This is a genomic window from Candidatus Aquicultor secundus (genome assembly GCF_002791875.1).
GTDB classification, from domain to species: domain Bacteria; phylum Actinomycetota; class Aquicultoria; order Aquicultorales; family Aquicultoraceae; genus Aquicultor_A; species Aquicultor_A secundus.
The window spans coordinates 7,498-18,361 of sequence record NZ_PFNG01000033.1; the positions used below are offsets into that span (position 1 = coordinate 7,498).

At 46.5% G+C, this 10,864-nt stretch carries 16 protein-coding genes, 1 tRNA gene and 1 pseudogene; 16 read left to right on the plus strand and 2 right to left on the minus strand.

Features of this window, described 5'->3' with window-relative positions:
- Both COY37_RS01175 and COY37_RS01180 read left to right on the plus strand, forming a co-directional pair.
- On the plus strand, window positions 1-343 hold a 343-nt coding region (locus COY37_RS01175; protein WP_286975616.1), incomplete at its 5' end, for a secondary thiamine-phosphate synthase enzyme YjbQ.
- Between the two features lie 18 nt (window positions 344-361).
- Window positions 362-1,480, plus strand: a complete 1,119-nt coding sequence (locus tag COY37_RS01180; RefSeq protein ID WP_286975618.1) for a type IV pilus twitching motility protein PilT — start codon at window positions 362-364, stop codon at window positions 1,478-1,480.
- A gap of 9 nt (window positions 1,481-1,489) precedes the next feature.
- On the opposite strand, the gene COY37_RS01185 is transcribed toward COY37_RS01180, so the two are convergent.
- Entirely contained in the window at window positions 1,490-1,678 is a 189-nt protein-coding gene (locus COY37_RS01185) for a ferredoxin (RefSeq protein WP_286677917.1), read from the minus strand.
- Window positions 1,679-1,755: 77 nt separating this feature from the next.
- Here COY37_RS01185 and COY37_RS01190 point away from each other — a divergent pair, with 77 nt between their 5' ends.
- Complete coding sequence (locus COY37_RS01190; protein WP_286677918.1) at window positions 1,756-2,043, plus strand: site-2 protease family protein; 288 nt, start codon at window positions 1,756-1,758, stop codon at window positions 2,041-2,043.
- A 43-nt stretch (window positions 2,044-2,086) separates the two neighbouring features.
- Here the strand turns inward: COY37_RS01190 and COY37_RS01195 are convergent, their stop codons facing one another.
- Window positions 2,087-3,193 carry a glycosyltransferase family 4 protein gene (locus COY37_RS01195; protein ID WP_286975622.1) on the minus strand — a complete coding sequence of 369 codons (1,107 nt, stop codon included), beginning with the start codon at window positions 3,191-3,193 and terminating at the stop codon, window positions 2,087-2,089.
- Window positions 3,194-3,328: 135 nt separating this feature from the next.
- Between COY37_RS01195 and COY37_RS01200 the strand changes: the two genes are divergently transcribed.
- From COY37_RS01200 to COY37_RS01255, 13 genes and pseudogenes are all read left to right on the plus strand, one after another.
- Window positions 3,329-3,402: transfer RNA gene (locus COY37_RS01200), tRNA-Pro, on the plus strand.
- Window positions 3,403-3,680: 278 nt separating this feature from the next.
- Window positions 3,681-4,316, plus strand: coding sequence for a hypothetical protein (locus tag COY37_RS01205; RefSeq protein ID WP_286677920.1), 636 nt, complete (start codon window positions 3,681-3,683; stop codon window positions 4,314-4,316).
- The gene (locus tag COY37_RS01210) at window positions 4,313-4,486 is read left to right on the plus strand and encodes a hypothetical protein (RefSeq protein WP_286677921.1); all 174 of its coding nucleotides are present in this window, start codon (window positions 4,313-4,315) and stop codon (window positions 4,484-4,486) included. The genes COY37_RS01205 and COY37_RS01210 overlap by 4 nt, the downstream gene beginning before the upstream one ends.
- A 393-nt stretch (window positions 4,487-4,879) precedes the next feature.
- A complete protein-coding gene (locus COY37_RS01215; RefSeq protein WP_286975627.1) occupies window positions 4,880-5,482 on the plus strand; it encodes a type IV toxin-antitoxin system AbiEi family antitoxin domain-containing protein in 603 nt (200 codons plus the stop codon).
- Window positions 5,479-6,426: a nucleotidyl transferase AbiEii/AbiGii toxin family protein gene (locus COY37_RS01220; protein ID WP_286677923.1), complete on the plus strand. Its 948-nt coding sequence runs from the start codon at window positions 5,479-5,481 to the stop codon at window positions 6,424-6,426. The genes COY37_RS01215 and COY37_RS01220 overlap by 4 nt, the downstream gene beginning before the upstream one ends.
- Before the next feature lie 221 nt (window positions 6,427-6,647).
- Window positions 6,648-7,052: a hypothetical protein gene (locus tag COY37_RS01225; protein ID WP_286677924.1), complete on the plus strand. Its 405-nt coding sequence runs from the start codon at window positions 6,648-6,650 to the stop codon at window positions 7,050-7,052.
- A 158-nt stretch (window positions 7,053-7,210) separates the two neighbouring features.
- Window positions 7,211-7,591, plus strand: coding sequence for an ArsR/SmtB family transcription factor (locus COY37_RS11720; RefSeq protein ID WP_353682422.1), 381 nt, complete (start codon window positions 7,211-7,213; stop codon window positions 7,589-7,591).
- Window positions 7,527-7,760 carry a thioredoxin family protein gene (locus COY37_RS01230; protein WP_286677925.1) on the plus strand — a complete coding sequence of 78 codons (234 nt, stop codon included), beginning with the start codon at window positions 7,527-7,529 and terminating at the stop codon, window positions 7,758-7,760. The genes COY37_RS11720 and COY37_RS01230 overlap by 65 nt, the downstream gene beginning before the upstream one ends.
- Window positions 7,761-7,766: 6 nt before the next feature.
- Complete coding sequence (locus COY37_RS01235; RefSeq protein WP_286677926.1) at window positions 7,767-8,720, plus strand: permease; 954 nt, start codon at window positions 7,767-7,769, stop codon at window positions 8,718-8,720.
- Window positions 8,721-8,738: 18 nt separating this feature from the next.
- Window positions 8,739-9,236 (plus strand): thioredoxin fold domain-containing protein, encoded by a 498-nt coding sequence (locus COY37_RS01240; protein WP_286677927.1) that lies wholly within the window; start codon window positions 8,739-8,741, stop codon window positions 9,234-9,236.
- Window positions 9,237-9,935 carry a cytochrome c biogenesis CcdA family protein gene (locus COY37_RS01245; protein ID WP_286677928.1) on the plus strand — a complete coding sequence of 233 codons (699 nt, stop codon included), beginning with the start codon at window positions 9,237-9,239 and terminating at the stop codon, window positions 9,933-9,935.
- Between the two features lie 27 nt (window positions 9,936-9,962).
- Window positions 9,963-10,136, plus strand: a pseudogene (locus COY37_RS01250) (arsenate reductase/protein-tyrosine-phosphatase family protein); the annotation flags it as partial.
- Window positions 10,137-10,186: 50 nt separating this feature from the next.
- The coding region (locus COY37_RS01255) for an arsenic resistance protein (RefSeq protein ID WP_502692933.1) at window positions 10,187-10,864 on the plus strand (678 nt) is incomplete at its 3' end.

Below are 10,864 nucleotides of genomic sequence, written 5' to 3' on the forward strand. Positions count from 1 at the left end.
GGAAGTAATCGCCGAGATCGACAAAAGCGGGGTAAAAGAGGGCATCGCTTTGGTTTACGTGCCGCATGCGACAGCAGCACTTATCATCAACGAGAACGAGCGGGGGCTTATTTCGGATATGACTGCGGCCATATCCGATCTTATCCCAAGAGATCGGCGTTACGAGCACGACCGCATTGACGACAACGCGTGGTCGCATTTGACCAGCGCGGTAATAGGGTGCAGCCTGACCATTCCCATAACGGGTGGACGGTTGGAATGTGGTACCTGGCAGAATATTTTCTTAGTCGAGCTTGATGGGCCGAGGCGCCGCAAGGTGATCGTAAAAGTCATCGGTGCGTAGCGTGTAAAGTTTTACATCATGCAAACCGAACTATCCAATATGGAAATGCATGAATTGCTTCGCGTTTTAACCGAGCGAAATGGCTCGGACATACACCTTAAGGTCGGCAGCCCGCCAACACTCAGAATAGATGGCGAGCTGCTGGTAGTGAATGCTCCTCCGCTTACACCGCAGGATACGGAGCGCCTTGCGGTCAGCATCATGAACGAGCACCAGAAGCAGCAGTTCACAAGCAGAAAAGAGGTCGACTTTGCCTACAGCCTGGCCGGGGTCGGGCGGTTCAGGGTAAACGCCTTTAGACAGCGGGGAAGCGTCGGTGTGGTTTTAAGGAAAGTGCGAAACGAGAATTTCGATATGGCCGAGCTGGGCCTCCCTTCAGTCATTGAGAAGTTGGCGGATGAGCCCAGAGGACTTATCCTCGTTACGGGTACCGCCGGAAGCGGCAAGACGACTACGCTCTCGGCGATAATCGACCGCATCAACAACACGAGGCGGTGCCATATTATGACCATCGAGGACCCGATCGAGGTTCTTCACCAGGATAAAAAAAGCATCGTCAACCAGCGCGAAATCGGCATCGATACCGATAGTTACGCCGACGCTCTCAAGTACGTGGTACGACAAGACCCCGATGTCATCATGATCGGCGAGATGCGGGATATGGAGACCACTAAGGCCGCGCTTACTGCAGCCGAGATGGGAAACCTGATCTTGAGCACGCTTCATACTGTCGACGCGACGGAGACCATCAACAGGATCATCGACTTCTTCCCACCCCACCAGCAAAAACAGGTACGACTCATGCTTGCCTCGTCGCTTAAAGGTATTATATCCCTCAGGCTTCTTCCAAAAGTCGGCGGAGGAAGGATACCGGCGGTCGAGGTTATGATAAACACCGCGACCATCAAGGAATACATCGTTAACGAGGGAGAGACCTCCAAGATCTACGAGGCCATTGAGCAGGGCGAATACTACGGCATGCAAAGCTTTGACCAGGGTCTGCTTGAGCTTGTGGGAGAGGGCAAGGTTACCATGGAAAATGCGATCTCCATGTCAAGCCACGCCCATGACTTCAAGCTCAAAGCAAAGCAATCCGGCTTTTTTATGGACGAGCCCCCGTCCCGCTATATCGCATAACCAGTTTTTTTATTCTTCCCAGGTTATAGCTCCGGTAGGGCATTCTTCGATGGCCTCATCCACCTGGGCGCGAAACTCCTCACCGGGCGCCTTAATCACATAGGCGAATCCGTCTTCGCGAAGTTCAAACACTTCGGGGCAGATCTGTTCGCATTGTCCGCATCCTATACACTCTTCGTGATCAACGACAGGGCGCATTCTATCTCCTCCAAAAAAGTTAATCTTTGAGCGTCTGGCAAGCAATCTGTGTTTGCCAACATAAGAAGTTTATTCCGATGATTTCAGTATTGTCAATAACCCCTGGTCCGAAATCTGTTTTGATCTTTGGCTCGGTTCTCCTGCACGAGATGATGCACTCAATTGTCGCCAAGAGCTATGGGATGACTATCGAGGGCATACGGCTTATGCTCTTAGGTGGCGTGTCCCAGATGACAGAGGAGCCGCGCACCCCGGGTATCGAGTTTAAAAATGATCGAGAACCCGGCAACAGTCTCTCCAGATATTACGATCGAGAAAAGATGTTCCGCAAAGGAGTTGGGGCCGAAAGCACGTCTGCGGCGTGAGGCTGAAGAAGAGCAAAGAGAACAAAGGCGTGCCGCTTAATCGCTAAAGGCGATGTGCGGAAAGCCCCGCTTTTCTCTGCCCGTTGAGGGTGAGCGCGTTTTCGTAGGCGAGTTCATGTCGGTCGATAAAGACCTCTTCGTTGTACTCTTCAACCACGCGCTTGCGACACTCCAGGCGCTCGATACCTTCAATATTTTTGACCGCTTCGACCATACCCTCTTCATCCTCGACGATGAATCCCGTGCGTCCGTGGTGTACGATCTCCGGTACCGAGCCGTTCCTAATCGCCACAACGGGCGTGCCGCAGGCCATCGACTCGATCATTACCAACCCAAACGGCTCCGGCCACTGGATGGGGAAGAGCAGGCACTCGGCGTTTCTGTAAAGCTCCAGTTTGGTTGCAAGATCAACCTCGCCAAGGTACTCGGTGTTGTTCCCCAGGATGGGTTTGACATACTCGTTAAAGTATTTGATCTCGTTTGCCTCACTGCACTTGCCGATCATAACAAGCTTCTTTCCAAGCTTATTGGCCACGGACACAGCCTGGCGCGCCCCTTTTTCCTCGCTCATGCGCCCGACAAAAAGCAGATAATCGTCGGCATTTTCCGAGAAGGGATAGTCGTTGATTTTAATGGCGTTTGGTATAGTTGCCAAAAAATCGATGCCGCTGAAGCTTGAACGCTGATACTCGCTGATTGCCACAAAGAGTAAATCAGATGCGAGTGATTGGTAAAACCCGAGGCTGTAGGGCTCGGCCGGCCCATGCATCGTTGCGATAACCGGTTTCGCCAAAAGCCTTGATGTAAGCGCCCCGAGAAGGCGGCTGCCATAGCCGTCATGGTCGTGGATGATATCGAACTCCCCGGCCCTCTCATAAGCCGCTAAGGATTGTATGTTCTCAAGGTGTACGTTCTCCTTGAGCTTATTAAACGTCGCCGTGTCAAACACAGATACGAGCCGCGCCTGCGTAACCGAGTCCCCGGACGCAAAGAGGGTGACATCATGGCCCCTGCGGCAGAGTCCCTCGGCGAGAATCGAAACGACAAGCTCGATGCCCCCATACCCGGTCGGCGGCACCGGGAACCAGGGAGGCGCAATAAGTGCAATTTTAAGCTGCTGTGACGCAATCTTTCTCATACTAGATAGCATACCCGCAATCCTGTAGCTTTTGACGCATTTATGAGAAGTTTGTTAAACTAAATTGTTTAAATATTTACGCACAGCACTTGGCAACGCTAAAGAGCTGGTATTTACGCGAAAAGATGGTATAATAAAAACCGCAATCGGGATGTAGCGCAGTTTGGCAGCGCGCCACGTTCGGGACGTGGAGGCCGGAGGTTCAAATCCTCTCATCCCGACACCTACCTGGGAAAATGGCTTTGACAAGCCATTTTTCTATTTTTGCCTATTGTTATGGGGTATGGTTATGGGTTGTGTGCCATCGCTTTCTAATCCTTAAGAGAATCCGTAAAGTCCATAGCTACGTTTCTCTCTACCAACAACCACTACCAGTATAAACTATTAACTTTATGCTATGTTAAAATAGCATCAAAGAGTAAGTCTAGGGGATAGCGCTGTAATGCGGAGATTTGATAAATAAAAAACTGTGTTGGCTAGGAGTGAATAAAGAGCTGCTGTGAGAAATATCGAAATAATTAATGGCCCTAGAGACGATGATGCATACTTTGGCCACCTAAAAGGTGTTGCAAAATCCATAGAGTTTATTGAACAAGCAATAGATTTGGCAGAGGCAAAGGGTGGAGATTTTTCTGGCATAACCATAAAAAGCAGCAGGTATCATACCGATAAATCATTTGGCTTTGTAATCTTCGGCCGCCCGATCATCTATCTTCAAGGCATGGATTTAAAGGCATCAGCAAATAACATTGTTCAGCAATTAAGGGGTCTTTACAATGCTTTAGGAATGGATGAATCACTTGCCGAACGGGCTGGCGATATCGTAGAATTAACAGCAAAGACGTTGTTGCATGAACGCGGCCACTTAAAAACATTTGGTATCACGGGAAATTATACAGAAAATGGTTTTGATAGCCGGTTTAGAGAGTATGTAGAATACGTTGGCAAAATGAGGTCTGGCGGCTTACAGGGGCTTAGTCTTTATGAAATAGGCGAATGGATTGCAGAAGACTATCGTTTATTATTGGATTTTAGTTCACCATATCCTCACAAACATGCAGCACACGCCGATTTACAGCTCGAAAATTTAGCCGGGGATAGGCGTAAAGCTTTGAAGGAGGCTCTCGGACTATGAGAGACACAATGCCAAAATATATGGCAACCGCCGAGGAATTAAAAAAGGTCAAAAAAGAGGTTGAGCAGAGAGCCAAAAAAGGCATCTCAGCAAGTGAGCTTAAGAAAGTAATGGCTCCGTCTAAAAAAGGGAAGGCCGTGAAAAAAATCTCTTCCAAAAAGATGGGCTAAGCTAAGCTCGTTCTTGTTTCGCTATAAGCCTTTCAATTTTTAAGTCTTGATAGAAACCTTTTGTTTCAAAAACATAACGTGTTAATATATCATCGCAGTTCAGACACATACTTTGCCAATCTTTTTAATACATCGTAGTTCAAATAGCGTCCTGTGAGGGCGACAACAACTTGGCTTGTGAAAAATGCTTTTCACAAGCCATTTTCTTTTTGTGGAAGGGTGGGAGGTGACAGGATTCGAACTGCTATCCTAATACTTGAATTATGCTGCCTTAATTCCCTTTATTTTGCTGAAGCTTCTAAAAGAAATTGACGATAGGATTGGTAGATGTTACAATATGTCGGGATAATTATATAAATCCCGACAATAAGTATCATATGAGATGTGAAGTTAATGGCTGGATCAAAGGTACAACAAATTCTTAAGATAGTTAATAGAGAGGGAACAATAAGAGCCCGAGACCTTAATGCTTATGGTATAGAACGGGTATACCTGAAGCGAATGAGTGATCGCGGGCTAATCGAGCATGTCGGTCGAGGTCTTTATTCTCTACCGAATGCTGTTCCTACTGAGAATCATACGATTGCTGAAGTCGCCAAACGGGTGCCTCGTGGAGTAGTATGTTTGCTATCGGCACTAAAATTCCATGGTCTGACTACGCAGCTACCTTTCGAAGTATGGTGTGCCATCGAAGAAAAAGCAAGAAGGCCAAGGATCGACCGCCCCATGATGCATTTCGTTCGTTTCTCGGGACTTGCATTTGAAGCTGGTGTTGAAGAGCATAAGATAGAAGGGGTAACTGTAAAGATTTACTCTCCAGCTAAGACTGTGGCTGATTGTTTTAAGTATCGCAACAAGATAGGTATTGATATCGCCATTGAAGCGCTTCGTGAATGCCGCAGGCAGAGGAAATGCTCAAACGATGAACTTTGGCATTACGCTAAAATCTGCCGGGTAGCAAATGTTATGAAACCATATCTTGAGGTGATTATGTGAAAGATAGGCAGATCACCAACGTAGAAGCCTCAATTCGCCAACGCTTACTAAATATAAGCAGGATTCACGGTGAAGATTTTGGCTTTGTTCTTACCAGGTATGCAAATGAGCGCTTCTTATATCGCCTCTACCAGTCTGAGTATGCTGACAGATTTATTCTAAAAGGTGGAATGCTCTTTCTCGCGTGGGCAGAAGAGCTATATCGACCGACCAGAGATATTGATTTTCTGGGCTTTGGCGACAACGCCGATGACAACCTCATCAACACGGTTAAAGATATTTGTGTTACCCCTGTAGAATTAGATGGTCTAGTATTTAATACTGAGGATATTCAAGTTATGGATATTCGTGAGGATGAGGAGTATCAGGGTAAACGGATAACTCTTAATGCAAGTCTTGGGGCTGCTCAGATTCCTTTACAACTTGATTTTGGCTTTGGTGATGCAGTTGTTTCTGAGATTGAAATAATCGAGTATCCAACAATGCTTGAGTCGCCTGCACCAAGGCTTCGGGCATACCCTAAAGAGACGGTGATTGCTGAAAAACTTGAAGCTATAGTTAAGCTTGGTATGGTGAATAGCCGTATGAAAGATTTTTATGATATCTGGATGATGTCAAAAATATTTACTTTCACCGGCCATGTTCTGCAGGTAGCAATCAATGCAACATTTAATCGGCGCAAGACACCGATACCAGACTTAACACCTATAGCTCTCACACGTGAGTTCGCAGAAGAAAGGGACCATAAGAAGCAGTGGAGGGCATTTTTGAGGCGCAACCGCCTAGATGTAGGCAGCATTGAATTTAGTCAAATTATCGATGATATATATTCCTTTTTAAACCCAGTTATTTCAGCAATTGTCGCTGATTGCGTTTTTAGTAATGTTTGGCCTGCCGGTGGGCCTTGGAATGACACAAAAAGTATTGAAGCCCCTTTCACTTAAACGCTTAAAATCGAATACAGTCTATTCTAATCCAATTATTGGCATGAAATTACAATTTGCCGGTGTAAGGATTCGTACTAAGAAATACTCTAAATAATAGTCCCATCAGGATGACCAGAGTTTAGTTGCATCTAAAGAGGTTGCCATGGGTATAAACAACTCATATTGCGGCTATTCAGTAGTGAAGCTAGTAGTGGAGCTAATAGATAAGGGAGAAATCGATGAGTAAAAGAGTAGGTTTATGGATTGATCGTAGGAAGGCTGTTGTCGTGGTCGTTACCGACGAAGGGGAAGAAGTTGTACAGATAATGTCGGGGCTAGAAAAACAGCTCCGCCGCTCTGGTGATTCACCTCTTGAGGGCCCCTATGAACCGCTGCAGGTACCGGCGGATGATAGCCGAGAGAGGGCGTATACGGGACATCTCAACATATATTATGATGAAATATTTTCGAAAATTCGCGATGCGGAAGCGATTCTGATATTTGGCCCCGGTGAGGCAAAAGGCGAACTAAAAGAACGGCTTGAAAGCAACAACCTCGGTGGACGCATCATAGGTATTGAAACAGTTGACAAGATGACGGATCATCAGATAGCGGCGAAAGTTCGAGAGTACTTTCAGAAATAGCATTATGTTTTCTTCTCCTTGCCTATCTTTGTTGCACTCCGGTAGATGATTTGATGTAAGCGCTGTCCTTATTGCTTAAAAACTATTGACGAGCTGGGATAGGACGATATATCATATCAATGTGTACTGATATAATAACGATTGATATGAGGTATCTTATGGAAGAGTGTTGCAGGGATGGATCTCTTAAATTAAAGCAGCTAAAAGAGTTCTCGGAATATCTAAAAATCATCTCAGATGTAAACCGCTTACAAATCCTTTGCCTTTTAAAAAAGGGCGAGCGCTGTGTTTGCAATATACATGAACCGCTCGACCTGCCACAGAATCTTGTCTCCCACCACTTAAAAGCGCTTAGGGGTGCGGGGCTTGTTACGACACGCCGCGAGGGTAAATGGATTCATTACCAGATCAATACCGAAAAAATTGCTTATTTCACTAACCTATATAATCAAATAATTTTAGGAGGAGAATGCGATGCAGATCAGAATACTAGGGCCGGGTTGCGCCAATTGCAAGAAGCTGGAGGCAAATGTATTTGAGGCCGCCGCTCAGCTTGACCTCGATGCCGATATCCAGAAAGTAGAGGATATCCAAGAGATTATGAGCTATGGCATACTCTCAACCCCCGGCCTTGTCGTGAACGGTGAAGTTAAGGTAAGCGGGCGCGTGCCGAGCGTTTCTGAGATTGTTAACATCTTGAAGGGATAACTTTTTATGTGGCAAAGCGCTGTAGATTGGTTTACATATAGTCTGCTTGGGTTTAGTAAGACCTCGGTTTTCGGTGGGGCCATAAACTTCTTTATCTATGACATGGTAAAGATTCTGTTTATGCTCACCATCATAATCTATGCTATCGCCATTATCCGCTCCTTCTTGCCGGCTGAAAAAATAAGAGCGATGCTCAGCAGTAAAAACGAATACGTCGGCAACGTGCTGGCGGCGTTGTTTGGGATTATAACCCCGTTTTGCTCATGCTCGGCGGTGCCGCTCTTTATCGGCTTTGTTGAAGCGGGGATTCCTCTTGGGGTAACCTTCTCGTTTCTCGTTGCCTCGCCGATGATTAACGAGATTGCCCTTGGCCTTTTATGGACGCTTTTTGGCTGGAAGATTGCCGTAATTTATGTTGTCTCCGGGCTTCTAGTTGCCATAGTAGCGGGCATCATTATCGGTAGACTCGGCCTTGAAAAATGGGTTGAGGATTTCGTCTATCAAATTAAAGTAGGCAAGACCGCAACAGAGGCCGCTAAGCTTACCTGGAAAAACCGCTCAGATGACGCGAGAACTTATACTCTTGATCTTGTTAAGAAGATTGCTCCCTATATTGCCTTAGGTGTGGGCATCGGCGCTTTTATTCATGGCTATGCGCCAGCCGACTTTATCTCACGCGTTGCAGCAAAAACCAATCCGTTTGCGGTTCCCGTTGCTGTCTTAATCGGTATCCCGCTTTATTCAAATGCGGCTGGCACCATCCCAATCGTAACTGCTCTTATCGGTAAAGGCGTGCCGATGGGAACAGCCCTTGCATTTATGATGTCGGTTACAGCATTGAGCTTGCCCGAGATGATTATTCTCAGGAAGGTTCTAAAAAAGCCACTGCTTGCCACGTTTTTTGCCACGGTTGGCGTTGCCATTATCTTTACCGGTTATCTGTTCAATTTGGTGATTTAAAAGAGGAGGGGTACTTGCATGTCTAAAAGTACGTTAGGGAAAATCGTTGTGGTAATAGCCGTAGTTGTTGTAGCAGCTCTTATCATCTACCAAAAGACATCAAATCAGCAGGTATCATCAGGGCAAGCTACGTCATCAGCACAAAACGTATGTCCGGCACCTGTAAACCAATCAACCGGCCAGGCAAGTCAAACATTGAGCCCCGGCGAGGCGGCACTTCAAGCAGGCCTTAAAAGCGGCAAGCCGACCACGATCGTGTTTCGTACTAACTCTTGTGCACCTTGTAAAGAGATGGCGGCAATCATTGCGCAGATTAGGCCGGAATATGAAAAGCGGGTCAATATCATTGAGATATTAGTGGATGACCAAGCTGAGCAAAGGTTGATTAACCAGTTTGGAGTAAACACCATCCCGACGAGCGTATTTTATGATAAAACAGGCAAGTCGGTCGGCCGGCAAATCGGAGTCATTGAAAAAGACAAGCTCACGCAGCTATTAACGGCCTTGGAGAAGTAGATGCTTGAAACAATTGCCCAGCAGTTCAGCACGGCGCTTACAACAAGTCCCGTATTGGCATTTGGCCTGGCCTTTGCCGGTGGCCTTTTTACGGGCTTTAGCCCGTGCGTGCTGCCGTTTTTCCCGGCGGTGATCGGCTATGTTGCCAAAAATACCGAAGGGTCAAAAGCGGCGGGCAGAGAAGGCTTTTTGCTGTCGCTTCTTTTTGTCCTGGGTTTTTCGTCTACCTTTGCAATTATCGGGGCGTTTGCTTCATATCTCGGCGGGCTTGTATCGCTTACTAATCGCACCTGGTACTTCATTGTTGGGGCTGTCTTAATTATCGTTGGCCTTCATTTCATGCAGATTATAAAGTTGCGTCTAGCGGTGCCGGTAAAGCTGACAGCAGACAGTATTAAGTTTAAGGGCGGTTTGGGCGCGTTTATTCTTGGTATTCTTCTTGGACTTATTCTCTCGCCCTGTGCAACGCCGGTGGTCGCTGTTATCTTAACGTATGTTGCATCGAAGGGTAATGCTGTTCTTGGCAGCGCGTTGCTGTTTACATATAGCTTGGCACACGGTTTGCCGCTCATGGCGGCCGGCACATCTACCGGCTTTATTACGAAAACATCTTTTCTGCAAAAACATCGAGAGAAAGTTGAAGTCATAAGCGGGGTTGTTTTTATCGGCCTTGGCCTCTATTTCCTTTGGCAGGCTTAAAGGCTAATCATAAGAGGATTGGTAGTTATGCAAGCACATAATAAAAAACTAAGAATTCTATTTTTATGCACCGGCAACTCGGCCCGAAGCCAGATGGCTGAAGGGTGGGCTCAGCACTTAAAAGGCGATGTGATTGAGCCGTACTCGGCAGATGTTGACATATCGAATCAACGATCAAAGCTAGTAAGAGAGTTTATAGAAACTTTACCTGATTCTTTAAATACTAATTAAAGCTTTATAGGAGGTACAAAATGCAGACCGATGTAAAAGCATGCAAACCCTCAAGGAGTGGACTTTCGTTTCTTGATCGCTTTTTGACTCTATGGATATTTCTTGCCATGGCGGTTGGCGTGGCTATGTTCTTTGTCGCCCCCGGCATGATTGATCTTATCACCAAATTTCAGGTCGGCACCACGTCAATTCCAATCGCTGTTGGCCTTATCTTGATGATGTATCCGCCTCTCGCCAAAGTAAAATACGAGGAACTAGGCGAGGTATTTAGAAACAAAAAGGTGCTCGGTCTTTCACTGATCCAAAACTGGGTTGTTGGGCCGATTATCATGTTCTTGCTTGCGATTACCTTCCTTCGCGGCTACCCCGAGTACATGGTCGGTCTTATTATGATCGGCCTCGCTCGCTGTATCGCTATGGTTATCGTCTGGAATGAGCTGGCCAAGGGAGATCGTGAGTACGCAGCGGGTTTAGTCGCATTTAACTCGATCTTTCAGGTTCTCTTTTACTCGGTCTACGCCTATATCTTTATAACGGTGCTGCCGCCGCTTTTTGGTCTGAAAGGCGCGATTGTACATATTAGCATCGGGCAGATTGCCGAAAGCGTCTTTATTTATCTTGGTATTCCGTTTATCGCCGGCATGCTTACACGCTTTGTTATGCTCAAATTAAAGGGTAGAGAGTGGTATGAAACCAAG